This window comes from Pseudomonas sp. S1_G07, assembly GCF_054668565.1.
In genome coordinates, this window is sequence record NZ_CP162778.1 from 1,956,760 (window position 1) to 1,978,537 (window position 21,778).

Annotated in this window: 16 protein-coding genes; 3 read left to right on the forward strand and 13 right to left on the reverse strand. The window is 61.1% G+C overall.

The genetic code is table 11. From position 1 onward, the window contains the following. Positions 1-7: 7 nt before the first annotated feature. The gene (locus AB4O05_RS08970; RefSeq protein WP_460131532.1) at positions 8-1,723 is read left to right on the forward strand and encodes a PTS fructose-like transporter subunit IIB; all 1,716 of its coding nucleotides are present in this window, start codon (positions 8-10) and stop codon (positions 1,721-1,723) included. Positions 1,724-1,766: 43 nt separating this feature from the next. Beyond that, entirely contained in the window at positions 1,767-3,308 is a 1,542-nt protein-coding gene (locus tag AB4O05_RS08975; RefSeq protein ID WP_460131531.1) for an alkaline phosphatase D family protein, read from the forward strand. Between the two features lie 132 nt (positions 3,309-3,440). Here the strand turns inward: AB4O05_RS08975 and AB4O05_RS08980 are convergent, their stop codons facing one another. The 6 genes from AB4O05_RS08980 to AB4O05_RS09005 form a co-directional block, all read right to left on the reverse strand. Further along, a complete protein-coding gene (locus tag AB4O05_RS08980; RefSeq protein WP_460131530.1) occupies positions 3,441-5,966 on the reverse strand; it encodes a PepSY domain-containing protein in 2,526 nt (841 codons plus the stop codon). Between the two features lie 148 nt (positions 5,967-6,114). Then, on the reverse strand, positions 6,115-7,278 hold the full coding sequence (locus AB4O05_RS08985; RefSeq protein WP_071485924.1) for a type III PLP-dependent enzyme: 1,164 nt from the start codon (positions 7,276-7,278) through the stop codon (positions 6,115-6,117). A 476-nt stretch (positions 7,279-7,754) separates the two neighbouring features. After that, on the reverse strand, positions 7,755-8,912 hold the full coding sequence (locus AB4O05_RS08990) for an osmoprotectant ABC transporter ATP-binding protein OsmV (RefSeq protein WP_003188471.1): 1,158 nt from the start codon (positions 8,910-8,912) through the stop codon (positions 7,755-7,757). A 222-nt stretch (positions 8,913-9,134) separates the two neighbouring features. Then, positions 9,135-9,827 (reverse strand): ABC transporter permease, encoded by a 693-nt coding sequence (locus AB4O05_RS08995; RefSeq protein ID WP_460131527.1) that lies wholly within the window; start codon positions 9,825-9,827, stop codon positions 9,135-9,137. A gap of 12 nt (positions 9,828-9,839) precedes the next feature. Beyond that, positions 9,840-10,733: a glycine betaine ABC transporter substrate-binding protein gene (locus AB4O05_RS09000; RefSeq protein ID WP_460131526.1), complete on the reverse strand. Its 894-nt coding sequence runs from the start codon at positions 10,731-10,733 to the stop codon at positions 9,840-9,842. 19 nt (positions 10,734-10,752) lie between these two features. Next, positions 10,753-11,514 carry an ABC transporter permease gene (locus AB4O05_RS09005; RefSeq protein ID WP_460164865.1) on the reverse strand — a complete coding sequence of 254 codons (762 nt, stop codon included), beginning with the start codon at positions 11,512-11,514 and terminating at the stop codon, positions 10,753-10,755. Positions 11,515-11,797: 283 nt separating this feature from the next. Here AB4O05_RS09005 and AB4O05_RS09010 point away from each other — a divergent pair, with 283 nt between their 5' ends. Continuing rightward, positions 11,798-13,381 (forward strand): peptide chain release factor 3, encoded by a 1,584-nt coding sequence (locus tag AB4O05_RS09010; protein WP_460131525.1) that lies wholly within the window; start codon positions 11,798-11,800, stop codon positions 13,379-13,381. A gap of 108 nt (positions 13,382-13,489) precedes the next feature. On the opposite strand, the gene AB4O05_RS09015 is transcribed toward AB4O05_RS09010, so the two are convergent. The 7 genes from AB4O05_RS09015 to AB4O05_RS09045 form a co-directional block, all read right to left on the reverse strand. Continuing rightward, entirely contained in the window at positions 13,490-14,692 is a 1,203-nt protein-coding gene (locus tag AB4O05_RS09015; RefSeq protein ID WP_460131524.1) for an MFS transporter, read from the reverse strand. Positions 14,693-14,782: 90 nt separating this feature from the next. Continuing rightward, positions 14,783-15,988 (reverse strand): ISL3 family transposase, encoded by a 1,206-nt coding sequence (locus AB4O05_RS09020; protein WP_460131522.1) that lies wholly within the window; start codon positions 15,986-15,988, stop codon positions 14,783-14,785. Between the two features lie 198 nt (positions 15,989-16,186). Continuing rightward, positions 16,187-17,158 (reverse strand): peptide ABC transporter ATP-binding protein, encoded by a 972-nt coding sequence (locus AB4O05_RS09025; RefSeq protein WP_016976250.1) that lies wholly within the window; start codon positions 17,156-17,158, stop codon positions 16,187-16,189. Beyond that, positions 17,158-18,126, reverse strand: coding sequence for an ABC transporter ATP-binding protein (locus AB4O05_RS09030; protein WP_460131521.1), 969 nt, complete (start codon positions 18,124-18,126; stop codon positions 17,158-17,160). Before AB4O05_RS09030 ends, AB4O05_RS09025 begins: the two co-directional genes overlap by 1 nt. A gap of 10 nt (positions 18,127-18,136) precedes the next feature. Next, positions 18,137-19,048 (reverse strand): ABC transporter permease subunit, encoded by a 912-nt coding sequence (locus AB4O05_RS09035; RefSeq protein ID WP_017530134.1) that lies wholly within the window; start codon positions 19,046-19,048, stop codon positions 18,137-18,139. Positions 19,049-19,058: 10 nt separating this feature from the next. Then, positions 19,059-20,069 (reverse strand): ABC transporter permease subunit, encoded by a 1,011-nt coding sequence (locus AB4O05_RS09040; protein ID WP_010565541.1) that lies wholly within the window; start codon positions 20,067-20,069, stop codon positions 19,059-19,061. 76 nt (positions 20,070-20,145) lie between these two features. Beyond that, a complete protein-coding gene (locus AB4O05_RS09045; protein ID WP_460131520.1) occupies positions 20,146-21,741 on the reverse strand; it encodes an ABC transporter substrate-binding protein in 1,596 nt (531 codons plus the stop codon). Between the last annotated feature and the right edge of the window lie 37 nt (positions 21,742-21,778).

Here is a 21,778-nt window from a genome sequence, read left to right on the forward strand (position 1 = left end):
GATTGTGATGAAGTTAGCCATTGTTACTGCCTGCCCGAACGGCATGGTCACCAGTGTGCTGTGCGCCCGCTTGTTGGACGCCGCTGCGCAGCGCCAGGGATGGAGCACCAGCGTCGAAGTGGTGGATGTGCAGCATCCGGAACGCCAATTGTCCGAGGCGACGCTCAACGATGCCGAGTGGGTATTGCTGGTCAGCAGCACCCCGGTGGATATGCAGCGGTTTGTCGGCAAGCGTGTGTTCCAGAGTACCCCGGCTCAGGCGCTGGCGGATGTCGAAGCGGTATTGCGCCGCGGCGCCGAAGAGGCTCAGGTGTATGTGGCCAGCCAAACACCGACGACGACAAAAAATGCCCCGCGTATCGTGGCGATTACCGCCTGCCCCACTGGCGTGGCTCACACCTTCATGGCCGCCGAGGCCTTGCAGCAAACGGCCAAACGCCTGGGTTACGATTTGCAGGTCGAGACCCAAGGCTCGGTGGGCGCACGCACGCCATTGAGTCCGCAGGCCATCGCCGACGCCGACGTAGTGTTGTTGGCGGCGGACATCGAAGTTGCCACCGAGCGCTTCGCCGGCAAGAAGATCTATCGCTGCGGCACCGGCATTGCCCTCAAGCAATCCGAAGCCACCCTGAACAAGGCCCTGGCCGAAGGCGCGGTGGAAAGTGCGGCCAGCGGCGCGGTGGCCAAGAAGGAAAAGACCGGTGTCTACAAGCATCTGCTCACCGGTGTGTCGTTCATGCTGCCGATGGTGGTGGCCGGGGGGCTGTTGATCGCTTTGTCCTTCGTGTTCGGCATTCATGCGTTTGAACAGGAAGGCACCCTGGCGGCGGCGCTGAAAACCGTCGGCGACCGTGCATTTATGCTGATGGTGCCGCTGCTGGCGGGCTACATCGCCTACTCGATTGCCGACCGTCCCGGCATCGCGCCCGGCATGATCGGCGGCCTGCTGGCGGGGACGCTGGGCGCGGGGTTTATCGGTGGCATCCTGGCCGGTTTTCTCGCGGGCTACTGCGTCAAGTTGATCACCCGCGCGGTGCAATTGCCGCAAAGCCTGGAGGCACTCAAGCCGATCCTGATCATCCCGTTGCTGGCGAGCCTGTTCACGGGCCTGGCGATGATCTATCTGGTAGGCCCGCCGGTGGCGCGCATGCTCACCAGCTTGACGGACTTCCTCAGTACCATGGGCACCACCAATGCGGTGCTGCTGGGTATCCTGCTGGGCGGCATGATGTGTGTCGACCTCGGCGGGCCGATCAACAAGGCGGCGTACGCGTTCTCGGTCGGCTTGCTGGCGGCGTCGAGCGGCGCGCCGATGGCCGCGACCATGGCGGCCGGCATGGTGCCGCCGATTGGCATGGGCATCGCCACGTTTCTGGCGCGACGCAAATTCGCCCAGACCGAACGCGAGGCGGGCAAGGCCGCGATGATTCTCGGCCTGTGTTTTATCTCCGAAGGGGCGATCCCGTTTGCCGCCAAAGACCCGCTGCGCGTGATCCCGGCCAGCATCGCCGGCGGCGCCTTGACCGGTGCCTTGTCGATGTATTTCGGCTGTGTGCTGGCGGCGCCCCATGGCGGGTTGTTTGTGCTGGTGATTCCGAATGCGATGAACCACCCGCTGCCGTACTTGCTGGCCATCGTCGCCGGTAGCCTGTTGACCGGTTTGGTGTACGCCCTGATCAAGCGACCGGAAGCGGCTGACCTGGCTGTCGCACCGGTGTCATAAGCGCGTGGTGTAGTGCCCTTTTGGTTCTCAAGAGGGCACCTGCATGAGCCACTTCGATCTGGGCCGTCGCCGCGTGATGCAAGTCGTGGGCGCCGGCCTTTTACTGCCTGGCCTGGCCCCGGCGGTGATCGCGTCGGTCAAGGACCGGCCGCAACTCACCGACGGTGTGCAGTCCGGCGACCTGCTTGGCGACCGCGCCATGATTTGGAGTCGCAGCGACCGCCCGGCGCGGATGGTGGTGGAGTGGGACACCCGCAGCGTATTCAGCAACCCGCGCCGATTCGTCTCGCCCCTGGCCGACCACCGCACCGACTTCACCGCCCGCGTCGAGCTCACCGGGTTGCCCGCCGACCAGGCGATTTTCTACCGCGTGCACTTCGAAGACGCTCAGAGCGGCACCGCCAGCGAGCCGTGGTTCGGCCACCTGCGCAGCGTGCCGCAACAGCGTCGCGACATCCGGTTTGTGTGGAGTGGCGACACCGTTGGCCAGGGCTTCGGCATCAACCCGGACATTGGCGGCATGCGTATCTATGAAGCCATGCGCCTGCGCTTGCCGGACTTCTTTATCCACAGCGGTGACACCATCTACGCCGATGGCCCGGTACCCGCGCAATTGCCCACCGAGGGCGGGCGCATCTGGCGCAACATCACCACCGAAGCCAAGAGCAAAGTCGCCGAAACCCTCGACGAATACCGTGGTAACTACCGCTATAACCTGCTGGATGAAAACGTGCGTCGCTTCAATGCCGAAGTGCCGCAGATCTGGCAGTGGGACGATCACGAAGTGGTGAATAACTGGTCGCCCAGCAAGCAGCTCGATGAGCGCTACCAGACCAAGGACATCAATGCCTTGGTCGGCCGTGCACGCCAGGCCTGGCTGGAATATTCACCCATGCGCCGGCAGAGCGCCGACGGCGGCGGGCGGATTTATCGCAAGCTCAGCTACGGCCCGTTGCTGGATGTGTTCGTGCTCGACATGCGCAGCTATCGCGGCGGCAACGATGACAACCTGGGTGGCGCCAAACCCTTCCTTGGCCGCGAGCAGTTGGACTGGCTCAAGCGCGAACTCAAGGCCTCCCAGGCCCAGTGGAAGGTGATCGCCGCCGACATGCCCATCGGCCTCGGCGTGCCCGACGGCGAAGTCAGCCCCGGCGTGCCGCGCTGGGAAGCCGTCGCCAACAATGACCCAGGCCCGGCGCAAGGCCGCGAGCTGGAAATCGCCGAATTACTGGGCTTTCTGCGCGCGCAAAAGGTGCGCAACCATGTGTGGCTGACGGCGGATGTGCATTACTGCGCGGCCCATCACTACCACCCGGATCGTGCGGCGTTCCAGGATTTCGAACCGTTCTGGGAGTTTGTCGCCGGGCCTCTGAATGCGGGCAGCTTCGGCCCCAATCCGCTGGATAAAACCTTTGGCCCGCAAGTGGTGTTCGAGAAGGCCCCGCCGGCGCAGAACACCTCGCCGTTTGCCGGGTTTCAGTTTTTTGGCGAGGTGCAGATTGATGGGCAGACGGCGGAGTTGACTGTGATTTTGCGCGACCTGGATGGGGTCTCGGTATTCGAACAAAAACTGCAACCGGTATGACCTGAAATAGACGATCGTTCCCACGCTCTGCGTGGGAATGCATCCTGTGACGCTCCGCGTCGTGCCTCTAAGAGCGGACGCAGAGCGTCCAGGGCGGCATTTCCACGCAGAGCGTGGGAACGATCAATCGCGTCAGTACACGTCTCTACGGTAACGGCCTTGCTCGATCAAGCGCTCCACCGCTTCGCTGCCCAGCACATCGCGCAGCACCTGATCCACGCCCGTCGCCATCCCCTGCAAGCTCCCACACACATAAATCCCCGCGCCATCGGCCAGCCATTTACGCAGTACATCCTCGGATTCGCGCAGCCGATCCTGCACGTATATTTTCTCCTCCTGATCCCGGGAAAATGCGAGATCCAGCAGCGCCAGATCACCACTGGCCAGCCAGCCTAGCAACTCATCCCGGCACAGGAAGTCGTGGGCGATATTGCGTTCGCCGAACACCAGCCAGTTGCGCTGCTGGCCGTCGGCAATGCGTGCCTTAAGCAGGCTGCGCAGGCCGGCGAGGCCAGTGCCATTGCCCAGCAGAATCAACGGCACCGGCGCGTCGGGCAGGTGGAAGCCGCTGTTGCGGCGCAGGCGCAGGCTGACGCCCGAGCCGATCGCGGCGTATTCGGTGAGCCAACCCGACCCCAGGCCGAGGCTGCCGTCGGGGTGGCGTTCCTGACGCACGATCAGTTCCAGTACACCGTCGCTGGCAATCGAGGCGATGGAGTATTCGCGCATGCCCAACGGCACCAGGGCGTTCACCAGCGCCTGGGCGTGCAGGCCGACCAGATGGGTGCGGTTGTCCGGCAGTTGACGGTTGGCGAGGGCCTGGCTGAGGGGTTGCGCCAGGCCATCGATCAGCACGCCGTCGCTGCCGGCCAGGCCCATGCCTTCGAGGAAGTGCTCGATGGCCCACAGGCTATTGCGCGGCAGCACTTGCACCAGGTCACCGGCTTGCCAGGTGTGCGGCGTGGGCGGGGCGAGGCCCAGCAAGTACACAGACGAGCCGCTGCTGTGCGGGTTGAGCAGGCGGCGCTGGCTGAGCGTCCAGTGTTCGTACTGCTCGGTGGGCCATGCCGTTGCGGGCGCGTGGCCGGTCAGTTGCGCCAGCTGTTGTTGCCAGTGCAGCAGCGCGGCGGTGTCGCCGCTGTCTACTTCCACCGGGGCGAACAGCGGGTTGCCGCCCTGGTTGGTCAGCCAGAAATGCAGGCGCCTGGCAAAGCCGCAGAAGTGCTCGTACTGGCGATCACCCAGGGCCAGCACTGAGTAGTTCAGGCCTTTGAGGGACAGGTTTTGGCCAAGCACGCTGCGCTCGAAACCACGGGCACTGTCGGGCGCTTCGCCGTCGCCGAAGGTGCTCACCACAAACAGTGCATGGTGCGCCCGGCGCAGGTCGTCCTGGCTGACGCTCCCCAGAGGTCGCACCTTCACCGGCAAGCCGGCCGCCTGCAATTGCCCGGCGGTCTGCCAGGCCAGTTGTTCGGCAAAACCGCTCTGGCTGGCAAAGCCGATCAGCCAGGCTGGCGCATCGCCGTGGTGAGGCGCGAGGCCTTTGCGGGCGTCGCGTATCTGGTGCTGCTTGCGCCGCCGGTCCAGGTACAGCAGCCAACCGGTGATAAAGAACAGCGGCATCAGCACTGAGCTGAAGGTGAGGACAATTCGCCCGATCAGGCCGAAGTAACTGCCGGTGTGCAGCCCGTAGAGGCTGGTCAGCAACTGTGACTTGAAGCGTTTGCTGGCGTACTGATCGTGGGAATGCACCTCGCCAGTGGCCGGGTCCAGGTTGATCTGGTTCAGCGCGCGGTCATGGGGCGAGTTTTCCAGCAGGTAGTAGACGATGGCGGGCTGCCCGGCCACCGCTGGCATACGGATGTTGTAGGTGCTCAAGCCGGGGCCGGCGTTGCTGTAGATGCTGCTCCAGATGGCCTCGTAGTTGGCCACCGGCGCCGGGCCTTCGGGGGCCGGGACACGCTTGCGCATGCGCTCGTTTTGCGGGGCGTCGGAGAGCAGTTGGGTCAGGCCCCTGTTGTACCAGTCGTAGGACCAATACAGGCCGGTCAGCGCCGCCAACAGATACGCCAGCAGGCACCAGGTGCCGAACACCGAGTGCAGATCCCAGTTGAAGCTGCGGCCCTTTTTGCGCCAGTCCAGGGTCAGCCATACGCGCCAGTTCGCCACTTGGCGCGGCCAGCGCAGGTATAAGCCCGAGAGGCAGAAGAACACCAGGATCAGCGTGCAGGCCCCGGTGATTTGCCGACCGGTTTCACCCATGGCCAGGAAACGGTGTAATTGCAGGATAAAGTCGAGCACATCCTCGCCGACGGCATCGCCCATGTAGTCGCCGGTGTAGGGATCGAAATAGCGCATCTGGCCACGTCGCTCACCCGGCGGTGGGGTGAAGATCACGCGCGCGGCGTTGCCGCTTTCGCGCTCTACCCACAGCATGGACACGGTCTTGCCTTCGGTAGCTTCCAGCTTGCGCACCAGCTCGGCGGGCGGCAGCACGCCGGCTGCGCGTTTCTCGACACTCAATACGCCGGGGTTGAGCGCGCGCAGTATTTCATCCTGAAACGAGACCGCAGCCCCGGTGATCCCCATCAAGGCCAGCACCAGCCCGGCAGTGATGCCGAAGAACCAGTGCAACTGGAACAGGGTTTTCTTCAACACGTCGGGCTGCCTCGTCTATCTGGATATGAATGCCAAGGCGCGCATTATGCCCGGAGTTGTCGAGAAGCATTCCTTTTTACGCACAAAAAAGCCCACGACAGGTCGTGGGCTTTTCTTGTCGCTTGTCGCTTAAAGCTTGCCGCTGCTTTTAAACATAGTACGACTTCAACGGCGGAAAGCCATTGAACTCAACCGCGCTGTAGCTGGTGGTGTAGGCACCGGTCGACAGCCAGTACAAGCGATCACCGATCGCCAGGTTCAGCGGCAGGCCGTACTTGTAGTTTTCGTACATGATGTCGGCGCTGTCGCAGGTAGGGCCGGCGATGACCACTTCTTCCATCTCGCCTTTCTTCTCGGTCCAGATCGGGAACTTGATGGCTTCGTCCATGGTTTCGATCAGGCCGGAGAACTTGCCCACGTCCGTGTATACCCAACGCTCGACGGCGGTGCGGGATTTGCGTGCAACCAGCACCACTTCACTGACCAGGATGCCGGCGTTGGCGATCAACGAACGGCCCGGCTCCAGGATGATCTCCGGCAGGTCGTCGCCGAAATCTTCCTTGAGGAAGCGGATGATTTCTTCGGCGTAGGTTTCCAGGCTGTTGGTGCGGGTGATGTAGTTGGCCGGGAAGCCGCCGCCCATGTTGATCAGCTTGAGGTGGATGCCGTCTTCTTCCTTCAGGCGCTCGAAGATCACTTTGACCTTGGCGATCGCCGCGTCCCACACGCTGATGTCACGCTGCTGGGAGCCGACGTGGAAGGAGATGCCGTACGGTACCAGGCCCAGGTCGCGGGCCAGGATCAGCAGGTCCATGGCCATGTCGGTCTGGCAGCCGAATTTGCGCGACAAAGGCCAGTCGGCCGTGGTCGAGCCTTCGGTGAGGATACGCACATACACTTTCGAACCCGGTGCGGCCTTGGCGATGTTGCGCAGGTCGGCTTCGGAGTCGGTGGAGAACAGGCGCACGCCCTTCTCGTAGAAGTAGCGGATGTCCTTGGATTTCTTGATGGTGTTGCCGTAGCTGATACGGTCGGCGCTGACGCCACGGTCCATGACCTTGTCCAGCTCGTAGATCGAGGCGATGTCGAAGCTCGAGCCTTTGTCCTTGAGCAGGTCGATGATCTCGACAGCCGGGTTGGCCTTGACCGCGTAATACACCTTGGCGAATTCGAAACCGGCGCGCAGGTCATCATAGGCCTGGCTGATCATCGCGGTGTCGATCACCACGAACGGGGTTTCCTGTTTGTCGGCGAACGCCTTCATTTTGTCAAAAGTGGCGCGCGCGAAATAATCTTCGACGTTGATCGACATGCTGGGAACTCCTAAGGGCAAACTGAAATTAGCAATGGGTGCAAATGAACGTCCTCCGTATCCCCACTTTGGTTCGCCTACTTCCCAAGGCATGTCGCCGAAAGCAAAAAGGCCATGGGCGTAAAGCTGCCCTTGGCCTTGCTGTCTCGTCGTCAGTACTTGAGCCGGATGGATCGTTTCCAGCATGGACGTTCGGCGCGAACTTTAGGGCGTGAGGGGCTTGAGATCAACTAAAAATGTCGCGTTTTTGCACGCGTTCGTCGCAGAGCCGCGTGCAGCTACTTATGTAACCGACCGGTGTGACGGAATGATGTTCCCCGGTTGAGGCTAATCGGTGGGATTTCCCTGGTACATCAGAGCCAAGTGTGGGAGCGGGCTTGCTCGCGAAAGCGGTGTATCAGTCAATATATTCAGTGACTGACACTGCGTATTCGCGAGCAAGCCCGCTCCCACAGTTTGAGCTGAGTGGTGTCAGATCAAGCCAGGGCGGTTTCCGCGGGCGACACAATACTGGTCTTGCCGCCACGGGACTTACCGGAGCTCAGGTACTCGGCAATCGACTCCTGGGTCACTTCACCCAGGAACACGCGCTCGGCATCCATCACCGGCAACCACGACCGGTTGAACTCGTACATGCGCGACAACAGGATGCGCAGGTGTTCGTCATACGCCGCCGTGGCGTTGAACTCGCGCAGGTACTGGCCACAGGTACCGGCCTGGCGGTGCAGGTCACGACGTCGCACATAACCGAGGGCCTTGTTCTCGGCACAGGTGACCACCACATAGCGGCGGTCATGTTCGTCCATCAGCTCCAGGGCATCGGCCACCGGGGTTTCCGGGCTGACCGACGGGGCGTTGTCTGCCGCGTCTTCGGCCTTCACCAGCAGCAGGCGTTTGAGCGTGCTGTCCTGGCCCACGAAGTTGCTGACGAATTCGTCGGCCGGGTGCGCCAAGAGTGTGTCCGGGTGGTCGATCTGCAACAGCTTGCCGGCGCGGAAGATCGCGATCTTGTCACCCAGCTTGATGGCCTCGTCGATGTCGTGGCTGACCATGATCACGGTCTTGTTCAGCGCGCGCTGCATCTCGAAGAACTCGTTCTGGATCATCTCGCGGTTGATCGGGTCGACCGCGCCGAACGGTTCGTCCATCAGCAGCAGCGGCGCATCGGCCGCCAACGCGCGGATCACGCCGATGCGCTGTTGCTGGCCGCCGGACAATTCACGCGGGTAGCGGTGCAAATACTGCTTGGGTTCGAGCTTGATCATGCTCATCAGCTCACGGGCGCGGTCGTGGCATTTCTGTTTGTCCCAGCCGAGCAGCTTGGGCACCACCACGATGTTTTCCTCGATGGTCATATTGGGGAACAGGCCGATCTGCTGGATCACATAGCCGATGTTGCGACGCAGGGTCACTTCATCGAGGTCGGTGGTGTCTTCGCCGTTGATCAGAATCTTGCCCGAAGTGGGCTTGATCAGACGGTTGATCATCTTCAGCGTGGTGCTCTTGCCGCAGCCCGAGGGGCCGAGGAATACGCAAATCTCGCCTTCATTGACGGTCAGGCTGACATCGTTGACGGCAGTCACAGTCTTGCCGTTGCTTTGAAAGGTCTTGGACAGATTTTGAAGTTCGATCATTTGAGCAATCCTAGTAGGGGGTGTTCGCCGCAAATGGCGGAGCGCGTTGGAGCTGTGATCCCGCCGGGCAAGGCGTGGGACGCAGGAAATGTCGTTTCCTTTTCAAGTCCCACAACGCAGCCCGGCGGGATCACAGCTCCAACCCGGAGGGCCGTGCCCCACAAAGCGCAATACGTCGTTGCTCGTCGTTCATTTGAAGAAACCAAATCTCTCTCCTCGCGCTTAGTCTTGCGCTTTGTGGGGCGACGGCGCGCCCGCCATTTGCGGCGAACACCCCCTACTCGTCAGCGAGCGTTGCAGCCATTGCAGAAGCAGGTCGGCGAAGATGGCCAGGAGACTGACCAGTACGGCGCCGACGATCAGCATCGACATGTCGCTGCGGCTGATGGAAGCCAGAATAAGTACACCCAGGCCACCGGCGCCGATGGTGGCGGCGATGGTCATCACACCAATGTTCATCACCACGGCGGTGCGCACCCCGGCGAGGATCACTGGCACGGCGATCGGCAGTTCGACCATGCGCAGGCGTTGGCCGAACGTCATGCCGATGCCTCTGGCGGCTTCGCGGATGCCCGGTTCCACGCCGGTGAGGGCCAGGTAGGTGTTACGCATGATCGGCAGCAGGGAGTAGAGGAACACGGCGGTGATCGCCGGCATCGGCCCCAGGCCCTGGCCGAACTTGGAGTAGAACGGCAGCAGCAGGCCGAACAGGGCGATGGACGGCACGGTGAGCAGCACCGTGGCGCTGGCTTGCAGGGGGCCGGCGAGGGTTGGGAAGCGCGTCATCAGGATGCCCAGGGGCACGCCGATAAAGATCGCCAGGATCACCGCGATACCGACCAGGGTGATGTGCTGCCAGGTCAGGTGCAGGACTTGGGCCCAATCCAGATGGGAAAAGGCGTTTAAAAATTCCATGTCTTTTCCTCTTCAGTTGATGGGGTGTTGGCGCAGGAAGTCGGCGGCCACGGCGGATGGGCTTTCATGCTCGACGTCGACCCGCGCATTCAGTTCGCGCATGGTTTTGTCGTCGAACAGATCGGCGAGCGGCTTGAGTTCGGCCGCCAGTTGCGGATGCTGGTCGAGAAACGCCTGGCGGATCACCGGCGCGGCGGTGTAGTCCGGGAAGTAGTGCTTGTCGTCTTCCAGCAGCTTCAATTTGAAGGCATTCAGGCGGCCGTCGGTGGTGTAGACCAAACCGGCAAACACCTGGCCATTGCGCAGGGCGGTATAGACCAGGCCGGCGTCCATCTGCCGGGTGTTTTTGCGTGTGAGGTTCATGTCGTACAGCTTGACCATGCCCGCCAGGCCGTCGGAACGGTTGGCGAACTCTGTGTCCAGGGCCACCAGGCGGTGTTCCCGGGTGTCTTGCGCCATGGCTTGGGTGAGATCACTGATGTTGTTGATCTCAGGATGCTCCTCGGCCACCTTTTCGGGCAGCGCCAGGGCGTAGGTGTTGCTGAAGCGCGACGGCGATAGCCAGACCAGGCCTTTTTTCGCGTCGAGTTCTTTCACTCGTGCGTAGGACTGTTCACTGTTAAGTTTTTCGTCGATGTGGTTATAAGCCACCAGCGATACGCCGGTGTATTCCCAGAGCAGGTCCAGTTGCCCGCTTTCCTGGGCACTGCGTGCCAGGTTGCTGCCCAGGCCGCCGGTAATCCGGGCGTCGTAGCCTTTGGCGCGCAGGTACTGGGACGTGATTTCGGCCAGCAGGGTCTGTTCGGTGAACACCCGCGCGCCGATGCGAATCACCGGTTTTTCAGCGGCTTGTGCAATACCTGCAAACAGCAGGATGCAGCCTAATATCAAGCTTAGTTTTTTCATGTCGATTCCTTACCGAGCCTTAAGACGGACGCAACCCGCGTTCCAGCCAAAGGCGGCTGGCCATGGTCACCAGGCCGTCCAGCAGCAGTGCCAGCAACGCGGTGCACGCGGCGCCGAGCAGCAGTTGCGGCTGGTTGTTCAGGGCGATGCCGGGGAAGATCAGGCTGCCGAGGCTGTTGGCGCCAATCAGGAACGCCAGCGGCGCGGTACCGACGTTGATCGCCAGGGCCACGCGCACACCGCCGATGATGATCGGCACGGCGTTGGGCAACTCGACGCGAAACAGCACCTGGCGCGGCGTCATGCCGATACCGGTGGCGGCTTCTTTCAGTGAGCCTTGAACGTTTTTGAGGCCTTCGTAGGTGTTGCGCACGATGGGCAACAACGAGGCGAGGAACAGCGCGAAGATGGCCGGGCCGCTGCCGATGCCGAGGACGCCGAGGGCGATGGCCAATACGGCCAGAGGAGGGACGGTGTTGCCGATATTGAAGATCTGCATGAAGCGTTCTGCGCGCCCGACCCAATTCGGTCGGCTCAGCAGGATACCCGCGGGTATGCCCACAATCAGGGCAGCCAGCATGGAGACAAGAACGAGGATCAGATGAGCTTGCAGGTAAAACAACAAATCGTCGCGGTACAGTTCAATCGTATTGATGCCGATCCAGTGGATCAGCAGGGCCAGGAGCGCGACGACAACCGCACCTCCCATAAGCCCTTTGCCATAGCGGATAGCCACAGGCGGACTCCTTTTTTTGTCGACGAACACATCCCCGCGTGGCATGCCATTGCTGGCTGTCAGCGAAAGGTGGTCGCGAAATGCAGCTCGCCAATGCCGTCAAAAGCGGCATGAGTTCGAGCCATAAGCGCAGCCTCGTCAGGCTAACTTGCTGATTTATCAGCCCCTGTTCCGAGTGCGATAGCAGGGGAGTGGACGTCTCTACCTTTTAAAAGGTTCCACACTTGGCTGCATTTAGCCACCCCCGATGGGGTGAACGGTGGTCCGTCTCCCTGGGTTTGCGCTATACTCGCCGCCCTTTTTTGACTCACCTGCCAGGCGATTTCCCATGACCCACCAGGCCGCCGAAGTCGCGAAACGCCGCACTTTCGCCATTATTTCCCACCCCGATGCCGGTAAAACCACCATCACCGAGAAGCTGTTGCTGATGGGCAAGGCAATCGCAGTGGCCGGCACGGTGAAGTCGCGCAAATCCGACCGCCATGCCACCTCCGACTGGATGGAAATGGAAAAACAACGGGGTATTTCCATTACCACGTCGGTCATGCAGTTCCCGTATCGCGATCACATGATCAACCTGCTCGACACCCCGGGCCACGAAGACTTCTCCGAAGACACCTACCGCACCCTCACCGCGGTGGACTCGGCCCTGATGGTCCTCGACGGCGGTAAGGGCGTAGAGCCGCGCACCATCGCCCTGATGGATGTGTGCCGTCTGCGTGACACCCCTATCGTCAGCTTCATCAACAAACTCGACCGCGACATCCGCGACCCGATCGAGCTGTTGGATGAAATCGAAGCCGTGCTGAAGATCAAGGCCGCGCCGATCACCTGGCCGATTGGTTGCTATCGCGACTTCAAGGGCGTGTACCACCTGGCCGACGACTACATCATTGTCTACACCGCCGGCCACGGTCACGAACGCACCGATGTGAAAATCATCGAGAAACTCGACTCCGACGAAGCCCGCGCCCACCTGGGTGACGAGTACGAGCGCTTTGTCGACCAACTGGAACTGGTGCAGGGCGCCTGCCATGAGTTCAACCAGCAGGAGTTCCTCGACGGCCAACTGACCCCGGTGTTCTTTGGTACCGCCCTGGGCAACTTCGGCGTGGACCACGTGCTCGACGCCGTGGTCGGCTGGGCCCCGCGCCCGCTGGCCCGCGTGGCCAACGAGCGCACCGTGGAGCCGGTGGAAGAGAAGTTCAGCGGCTTCGTGTTCAAGATCCAGGCGAACATGGATCCCAAGCACCGCGACCGTATCGCTTTCATGCGCATCTGCTCCGGCCGCTACGAAAAAGGCATGAAGATGCGCCACGTGCGCACCGGCAAGGACGTGCGCATCGGCGACGCGCTGACATTCTTCTCCTCCGAACGTGAACAGCTCGAAGAGGCCTACGCCGGCGACATCATCGGCCTGCACAACCACGGCACGATCCAGATCGGCGACACCTTCACCGAAGGCGAAACCCTGGGCTTCACCGGCATCCCGCACTTCGCCCCGGAACTGTTCCGCCGCGTACGCCTGCGCGACCCGCTGAAATCCAAGCAACTGCGCCAGGGGTTGCAGCAGTTGGCGGAAGAGGGCGCCACCCAGGTGTTCTTCCCCGAGCGCAGCAACGACATCATCCTCGGCGCCGTCGGTGTGCTGCAGTTCGATGTGGTCGCCAGCCGCCTGAAAGAGGAATACAAGGTCGAATGCTCCTACGAGCCGATCACCGTGTACTCCGCGCGCTGGATCGAGTGCAGCGATAAGAAGAAGCTGGAAGAGTTCTCCAACAAGGCTGTGGAAAACCTCGCGGTGGACGGTGGTGGTCACCTGACCTACCTGGCCCCGACCCGGGTCAACCTGGCGTTGATGGAAGAGCGTTGGCCGGATGTGAAATTCCGTGCGACCCGTGAACACCACTAAGGTCTGAGCGGTACAGAAAAGGGCGAAGCTGTGATGGCTTCGCCCTTTTTTACGAAATGAGTTTCACCTTATCCCCTGGCGCAATAAAAGGCCGATTCCTGCTCAGCCTCAACAATCAAGTTCGGGGGTGGGCTTCGTTTTTGTTGCAAACCACCACAACGTGGCTGCCCCAAGCAGGGTTGTCAGCACAGCCAGGATCAGGATCACCGGCTGCGTGCCCAAAGGTGCTGCCAGCAATGCCACCAGCAAACCCGCCAAAGGCTGCGAGATGTTGTTCAGCAACGTGATCACGCCGACGGTCTTGCCGAAGTCTTGAGGTGGAATCACCCGCTGCCGGATAGTGCGCATGTAGACGTTGAACATTTTATCGAAGCCAACAATCAACAAAAAACCGAGCACATAGCCGATCAAATTCGGGCTCAGGGCGCTAATGAATGCCCCTATGGCAATCAATGAATAGCCGATGCAGCCCAAGACCCGTAGAGGCAGATCCACCCGAGCGAGAAAAAACAGGATCAGGATCGTTGTCACTGCGCCGGCCGCTTGCAATCCCGCATAGGCATCCTTGCCGGCGCTGTACTGGCCGATCACCATCGCCGCCGAAGTGGCCAAGGTGACGCCGACGATCAGATTGACTCCGACCGCCAGAACGATGATCTTTTTCAATGCTGCCAAATGACGGATATGCGCGAAAGCGATACGCAAAGGTTGCAGCCAGAGGTCTTGATGTTGCTCGAACACCGGCAGCGTAATGCGGCTGAGGCGTTGCCACGCGAGCATGCTCAGGTCTGCCAGCAGGAACAGCCCGGCGATCCAAAGCACCACCCAGTGCCAAGCCCATACCTCCAGCATCAGCGCCGCCACCAGCGGCCCGAGCACCAGCCCGGTCTGGTCGGCAATCTGGGAGTAGGACAGGGTCTTGGTGTAACTGTAGTGTTCAAAAATAGACGGCATCAGCACTTCGCGGGCCATGATGCCTTGCGTGGTCAGCACCCCGCACAATGCTGACAGCACCACTAACCAGGCGATGCCACCCGATACTGCATAGAGCACCATCGCCACCACACAAAGCAACGCCCGGTAGATCTGGCTGATATGCAGGATCCTGATAGGCGAGTACTTGTCGCACAGGGCGCCGCACAACGGAAACGCGAGAAATCGCGGCAGGGATTCGACGAAAAACGCCAGTCCGGCCCAGGAAGCGCTGTTGGTGGTTTGGAACACCACCAGCGGAACCATAAACAACAGAATTTGATCCGCCAGCCTCGATAGAAACAGCGAGGTGAAAAAGGCCAGGTAGTCCTTACGCATAAAGATCCCTTGTGAGCAAGTGGCGGGGCGTGTCAGTGTTTCATTGTTGATCTTCACGAGGCTCAGGAGTGGCCAAAAAAGAAAGGTTCTTCACGGATTGCCGGGAAAGACGCTCTTGATCTTCATGAAAAAGAATTCGCTGTCCCGGTAACCGTACGCCATTCGTTTGATGACCTTTATTCGATTGTTTATTCCTTCCAACTGACCAGTGTGCATTGGCCAGCGTACCCGGCTCACGATGCCCCGCCAGTAGCCCTTTAGTCGCTTTGCGAACTGGATCAGTGCGGGTATTTCGCTTTCTTGAGCGTGACGCAGCCACTGCTTCCAGGCTGATCTCCAGTCCCAGGCATCGCTCGGCGCCCAGAGCATTTTGAGCTCGGCCTTCATCAAGTAGACCGTCATTAACGATTGGTTAGCGGCCAGCAGATCCTGTAAATGAACCTGCTGTTCCGGCTTTTTCAGGTTCTCCGGGTTACGCAATAGCAACCATCGCGCTTGCTTTATGACCTTTCGAGCGGGCTTGTCATGGCGCAGTCGGTTCGCCTCGTCAACGCGAACACGATCAATCACTTCTCGGCCATATTTGGCGACCACATGGAAAAGGTCATAAATCACCCGTGCTTTTGGGCAGTGTTGGCGAACCTCCAGGTCATAAGCCGTGTTCATGTCCATCGCTACCGCTTCAATTCGGGCGCACCCTTCTGGCCCCAGCTCTTCGAAAAACGGTCTGACTGCCGCTCGGCTACGGCCTTCGCCGATCCAAAGCACTCGCCGAGTATCAGCGTCCAACACCACGCTGGCGTAGCGATGACCTTTGAATAACGCGAACTCGTCCATTATCAAGCGCCGTGGCTGGGCCTTGGGTAAGGCACTCAACGCCGCTTGCAGAGCGCGCCGCTCCAGCAACCGAACGGTGTCCCAGTGCAGCCCGAACATTTGCGCAACATGCAGTGTAGGAAGGCGTTCGCAGGCTTGAATAACGGCCTCTGCCAGCCGGCGCGTCATGCGGGCATAGCGATCCAGCCAACTGACGACCTCCATGCGCTTGCCACAATCACGGCAGCCAACACGCCTGAGTTGCACGTTGAGGCGGACTGCGCGACCGAGAATCGGCAAGTCACGCACGACTCGATCGCAGTATTCATGAGTTGTTGGACAGAGCTTTTGGCAGCCACCACAGGTGGGAAATCGCGTGGCCTGGGGGATCAGGTCGATTTGAAGGGCATCGCCGTCAGGTTTGATCGCGACGACAGAAAAGCCCTCCCAAAAGGGAAGGAAAGTATTAATATCGCGCATAAGAACGCCGGTTTTTTAGATGTGTTTGCTCGCACGAACATCATCCATCAAATCGGCGTTCTTGTTTCTGTGTTTCCCGGGATTCCGTGAAGAACCAAAAGAAAGCCCCTCCCGCCAGGCTGATGCGCAACCTGATGGGAAGGGCTGTAGAACTCAAGCAAGGCTCTGGATTGAAACCCGGAGCCTTTTTTGTGGCGATCAGGCCACAAACTGCTCCGCGTAGTGGCAAGCCACCTGACGGTTGTCCAAGGCGCGCAGTTGCGGCTCCTCGGTGCTGCAGCGTGCCGTCGCGTACGGGCAGCGCTTGTGGAAGGCGCAGCCGGGCGGCGGGTTCAAAGGGTTAGGCAACTCGCCGACGATTTTGATCTTCGGTTTGTTCGGGTCCGGATGAATGGTCGGGGTGGCCGACAGCAACGCCTGGGTGTACGGGTGCAGGGGACGTGCGTAGATGTCTTCCTTGGGGCCGACCTCAACCGGGCGGCCGAGGTACATCACCATCACATCGTCAGCGACGTGCTGCACCACCGCGAGGTTGTGGGAAATGAACACGTAGGCGGTGTTGAATTCCTGCTGCAGGTCCATGAACAGGTTGAGCACCTGGGCCTGGATCGACACGTCGAGTGCTGAGGTCGGCTCATCCGCCACCAGCACCTTGGGTTGCAGCATCATGGCGCGAGCCAGGGCGATGCGCTGGCGCTGGCCACCGGAGAACATGTGCGGGTAGCGCTGATAGTGCTCGGGGCGCAGGCCCACTTGCTTCATCATCGCCTGCACTTTCTCGCGGCGTTCGGCGGCGGACAGGTTGGTGTTGATCAGCAGCGGCTCGCCGAGTTGATCGCCGACCTTCTGGCGTGGGTTCAACGAGGCATACGGGCTCTGGAACACCATCTGCACGTCTTTGCGCAATTGCTTGCGCTGGGCCTTGTCGGCGCCGGCAACTTCCTGGCCGGCGATTTTCAGGGAACCGGACGACGGCTCTTCAATCAGCGTCAGTGCGCGGGCCAGGGTTGATTTGCCGCAACCCGACTCGCCTACAACCGCGAGGGTCTTGCCGGCTTCCAGTTCAAACGACACACCATTAAGCGCGCGTACCAGCGCATGGCCCTTGAACAGGCCACGGGACACTTCGTAGTGACGGGTCAGGTCGCGGGCGGTAAGAACGACGGCCATTACGCCACCTCCTGGTTCAAGGGGTAGAAGCAGCGCGCGAGGCTGTTGGATTTAGGGTCCAGACCCGGGCGGGTCTGACGGCAGCTTTCCTGCACATACGGGCAACGCGGCGACAGCAGGCAACCCTGCGGGCGGTCATAGCGGCCGGGCACGATACCTGGCAGCGTGGCCAGGCGTGTGGCGCCAAGGCTGTGCTCGGGGATCGCCTTGAGCAGCGCCTCGCTGTAAGGATGTGCGGGGATGTCGAACAGTTGTGGCACCTGGCCGACTTCCACAGCTTGGCCGGCATACATCACACATACGCGCTGGGCGGTTTCCGCCACGACCGCGAGGTCGTGGGTGATCAGCACCAGGCCCATGTTCTGCTCCTTTTGCAGGGCCAGCAGCAGATCCATGATCTGCGCCTGGATGGTCACGTCCAACGCGGTGGTCGGCTCATCGGCGATCAGCAGTTTGGGCTCGCCGGCAATCGCCATGGCGATTGCCACACGCTGGCTCATGCCGCCGGACAGTTGGTGCGGGTAAGCGTCCATACGGTTGGCGGCGCCGGGGATTTCGACTTTTTCCAACAGCTCGATGGCACGCTTGCGCGCTTGTTTGCCGGACATTTTCAGGTGCAGGCGCAGCACTTCTTCAATCTGGAAACCCACGGTGTAGCTGGGGTTCAGCGCGGTCATCGGGTCCTGGAACACCATCGCCAGGTCTTTGCCGACGATCTGGCGGCGTTGGCGGTTGCTCAGCGTGAGCATGTTCTTGCCGTCGAAGTTCAGCGCATCGGCGGTGACGATGCCGGGGTGCTCGATCAGGCCCATCAGCGCCATCATGGTCACGGATTTACCCGAGCCCGACTCGCCCACGATCGCCAGGACTTCGCCTTTGTCGACAGAAATGTCGAGGCCATCGACCACCGGCACGGCGGTCTTGTCGCCGAAGCGGACGTTGAGATTCTTGATTTCTAACAGTGACATGGGAATCTCCTCAGGCGGCGTTCTTGAGTTTCGGGTCCAGCGCATCGCGCAGGCCGTCGCCCATCAAGTTGATTGCCAGCACGCTGAGCAAAATGGTCAGGCCCGGCAGGCTTACCACCCACCAGGCGCGTTCGATGTAGTCACGGGCCGAAGCCAGCATGGTGCCCCACTCCGGGGTTGGCGGTTGCACGCCAAGGCCAAGGAAGCCGAGTGCGGCGGCATCGAGAATCGCCGACGAGAAACTCAGGGTGGCCTGAACGATCAGCGGTGCCATGCAGTTGGGCAGCACGGTGATGAACATCAGGCGCGGCAGGCCGGCACCGGCCAGGCGCGCGGCGGTCACGTAGTCGCGGTTCAGTTCGCCCATCACCGCGGCACGGGTCAGGCGGACGTAGGACGGCAGCGAGACGATAGCGATGGCGATCACGGTGTTGATCAGGCCAGGGCCGAGGATCGCGACAATGGCAACGGCCAGCAGCAGCGACGGCAGGGCCAGCATGATGTCCATCAAGCGCATGATGGTCGGGCCGAGCAGGCGCGGGAAGAACCCGGCGAACAGGCCCAGGAGGATGCCCGGAATCAGCGACATCACTACCGACGACAAACCGATCAGCAGCGACAGGCGCGAGCCCTGGATCAGGCGCGACAGCAGGTCACGGCCCAGTTCATCGGTGCCGAGCAGGAACTGGATCTGCCCGCCTTCCAGCCACGACGGCGGGGTCAGCAGGAAGTCGCGGTATTGCTCGCTGGGGTTATGCGGCGCCACCCACGGGGCGAAGATCGCGCAGAACACGATCAGCAGCATGAACAGCAGGCCGGCAACCGCGCCTTTGTTTTTGGAGAAGGCTTGCCAGAATTCTTTGTACGGGGACGGGTACAGCAGGCTTTGATCGACTGCCGACGCTTGTGTAGGTGTGGTCATGGTCATGATCTCAGCGCTGGTGACGGATGCGTGGGTTGGCGAAGCCGTAGAGGATATCCACCACGAAATTCACCAGGATCACCAGGCAGGCGATCAGCAGGATGCCGTTCTGCACCACCGGGTAGTCCCGCGCGCCAATGGCTTCGATCAGCCATTTGCCGATGCCGGGCCACGAGAAGATGGTTTCGGTCAGGACCGCGCCGGCCAGCAGGGTGCCGACTTGCAGGCCGACCACGGTGAGCACCGGAATCAGCGCGTTACGCAGGCCGTGTACGAACACCACGCGTGCTGGCGAGAGGCCTTTGGCCTTGGCGGTACGGATGTAGTCTTCGCGCAGCACTTCAAGCATCGACGAGCGGGTCATCCGCGCGATCACTGCCAGCGGGATAGTGCCCAGCACGATGGCCGGCAGGATCAGGTGGTGCAGGGCGTCGAAGAACGCGTCCGGCTCGTCAGCCAGCAGCGTGTCGATGAGCATGAAGCCGGTGCGCGGCTCGATGTCGTAGAGCAGGTCGATCCGCCCGGAAACCGGGGTCCAGCCCAGGCTTACGGAGAAGAACATGATCAGGATCAGGCCCCACCAGAAGATCGGCATCGAATAGCCCGCCAGGGAGATGCCCATGACCCCATGGTCGAACAGGGACCCTCGCTTCAAGGCCGCGATCACCCCGGCCAGCAGGCCCAGGATACCGGCGAACAACAGGGCGGCCATGGACAGTTCCAGGGTCGCCGGGAAAAGGGCGGTGAATTCGGTCCACACGCTGGTGCGGGTACGCAGCGATTCGCCAAGGTCGCCGTGGGCGAGCTTGCCGACGTAGTCCAGGTATTGCGCATACAGCGGCTTGTTAAGGCCAAGGCGTTCCATTGCCTGTGCGTGCATCTCGGGGTCGACTCGTCGTTCGCCCATCATGACTTCGACGGGGTCGCCGGGGATCATGCGAATCAACGCAAACGTCAGCAACGTGATGCCGAAGAACGTGGGGATCAATAACCCCAGTCGGCGGGCAATAAAACTAAACATCTTGGTGTGTACCTCAATCAGCCGGTTAGGCAGGTTCGGCACCGTCCTGGTGGGCGGTGCCGAGCGTTTCTCTTATTTACTTCACCTGGGTGGTGGCGAAGTTATTGGTGGTCAGAGGGCTTTGGGTATAACCCTCGACGTTTTTACGCATGGCGGTGAACATTTTCGGGTAAGCCATGGGAATCCACGGTTGGTCCTTGGCGAAAACGTCCAGTGCTTGTTCATAGAGTGCGGTCCGTTGCTGGGGTTCAGCATCGGCGCGCGCCTTGTCGATCAAGTCCTGAAACTCTTTGTTACACCAGCGCGCGTAGTTTTCGCCGTTTTTGGCTGCATCGCAACTCAGGTTTGGGGTGAGGAAGTTATCCGGGTCGCCATTATCGCCGGCCCAACCGGCCGAAACCATGTCGTGTTCACCGGCTTTGGCGCGCTTGAGCATCTCGCCCCATTCCATGACCTTGATATTGACCTTCAGGCCGATCTGCGCCAGGTCCGCCTGCATGCGCTGGGCGCCGAGCATCGGGTTGGGGTTGGTCGGGCCGCCGCCGTTTCGGGTAAACAGGGTGAACTCGGTGCCTTCCGGTACACCGGCTTCCTTGAGTAGGGCGCGGGCCTTGTCCAAGTCGCGTGGCGGGTTCTTCAGCTTGTCGTTGAAGCCCAGCAGGGTCGGTGGGTACGGGCCGGTGGCGTCAACGGCGTTGCCTTTGCCATACAGGGATTCGTTGTAGCCCTTCTTGTCGAACGCGATGTTGATCGCGTGACGCACCCGCGCGTCGCTCATGTACTTGTGGGTGGTGTTCAGCGCGGTGTAGGCGGTGGTCATCGCCGCCAGTTCCGCGACCTTCAGGTTCGGGTCGGCCTTCATGCTCGGCACGTCATCGGGCTTGGGGTACAGCGCGATCTGGCACTCGTTGGCCTTGAGCTTCTGCAGGCGCACGTTGTTGTCGGTGGTGATCGCCAGGATCAGCGGGTCGGCCGGCGGCTTGCCACGGAAGTAGTCCGGGTTGGCCTTGAAGCGCACCTGGGCGTCCTTGGCGTAGCGGGTGAAGATAAACGGGCCGGTGCCGATCGGCTTGGCGTTCAGGTCATCGGTCTTGCCGGACTTGAGCAATTGATCGGCGTATTCGGCGGAGTGGATCGAGGAGAACGCCATGGCCAGGTCGGCCAGGAACGGTGCTTCAGGACGGGTCAGAGTAAAGACGACGGTGTGATCGTCGGTTTTCTCTACGCTCTTGAGCAGTTCCTTGAAGCCCATGCTCTCGAAGTACGGGTAGCCCACGCTGGACTTGTTGTGCCACGGGTGTTTCGGGTCCAGCTGGCGCTGGAAGCTCCAGAGCACGTCGTCGGCATTCATGTTGCGCGTGGGTTTGAAGTAGTCGGTGGTGTGGAACTTGACGTCATCGCGCAGGTGAAATGTATAGGTCAGGCCGTCGTCACTGATTTCCCAGGAAGTGGCGAGCGCTGGCACGATTTCGGTGGTGCCGGGCTTGAAGTCCACCAAACGGTTGAACATGGTTTCAGCCGCGGCATCGGCGGTGACGGCGGTGGTGTACAGGACCGGGTCGAAACCCTCCGGGCTGGCTTCGGTGCAGACCACCAGGGGTTTGGCCGATACGCCGATAGCCACGCTTAACAGCGCAGCGGCAACAGCAGCTTGTAGCGGGAGCATTTTCATTCAGAGCCCTCTGCAATCGATGGGACCAGACAAGCGT

Bases quoted from the DNA above. Each gene is read 5' to 3' on its own strand.
- AB4O05_RS09040 (WP_010565541.1), bottom strand. From the start codon at position 20,069: ATGTTTAGTTTTATTGCCCGCCGACTGGGGTTATTGATCCCCACGTTC.
- AB4O05_RS09035 (WP_017530134.1), bottom strand. From the start codon at position 19,048: ATGACCACACCTACACAAGCGTCGGCAGTCGATCAAAGCCTGCTGTAC.
- AB4O05_RS08990 (WP_003188471.1), bottom strand. From the start codon at position 8,912: ATGATCGAACTTCAAAATCTGTCCAAGACCTTTCAAAGCAACGGCAAG.
- AB4O05_RS08995 (WP_460131527.1), bottom strand. From the start codon at position 9,827: ATGGAATTTTTAAACGCCTTTTCCCATCTGGATTGGGCCCAAGTCCTG.
- AB4O05_RS09000 (WP_460131526.1), bottom strand. From the start codon at position 10,733: ATGAAAAAACTAAGCTTGATATTAGGCTGCATCCTGCTGTTTGCAGGT.
- AB4O05_RS09025 (WP_016976250.1), bottom strand. From the start codon at position 17,158: ATGGCCGTCGTTCTTACCGCCCGCGACCTGACCCGTCACTACGAAGTG.
- AB4O05_RS09045 (WP_460131520.1), bottom strand. From the start codon at position 21,741: ATGAAAATGCTCCCGCTACAAGCTGCTGTTGCCGCTGCGCTGTTAAGC.
- AB4O05_RS09010 (WP_460131525.1), top strand. From the start codon at position 11,798: ATGACCCACCAGGCCGCCGAAGTCGCGAAACGCCGCACTTTCGCCATT.
- AB4O05_RS09005 (WP_460164865.1), bottom strand. From the start codon at position 11,514: ATGCCACGCGGGGATGTGTTCGTCGACAAAAAAAGGAGTCCGCCTGTG.
- AB4O05_RS09030 (WP_460131521.1), bottom strand. From the start codon at position 18,126: ATGTCACTGTTAGAAATCAAGAATCTCAACGTCCGCTTCGGCGACAAG.
- AB4O05_RS08975 (WP_460131531.1), top strand. From the start codon at position 1,767: ATGAGCCACTTCGATCTGGGCCGTCGCCGCGTGATGCAAGTCGTGGGC.
- AB4O05_RS08985 (WP_071485924.1), bottom strand. From the start codon at position 7,278: ATGTCGATCAACGTCGAAGATTATTTCGCGCGCGCCACTTTTGACAAA.
- AB4O05_RS09015 (WP_460131524.1), bottom strand. From the start codon at position 14,692: ATGCGTAAGGACTACCTGGCCTTTTTCACCTCGCTGTTTCTATCGAGG.
- AB4O05_RS08970 (WP_460131532.1), top strand. From the start codon at position 8: ATGAAGTTAGCCATTGTTACTGCCTGCCCGAACGGCATGGTCACCAGT.
- AB4O05_RS09020 (WP_460131522.1), bottom strand. From the start codon at position 15,988: ATGCGCGATATTAATACTTTCCTTCCCTTTTGGGAGGGCTTTTCTGTC.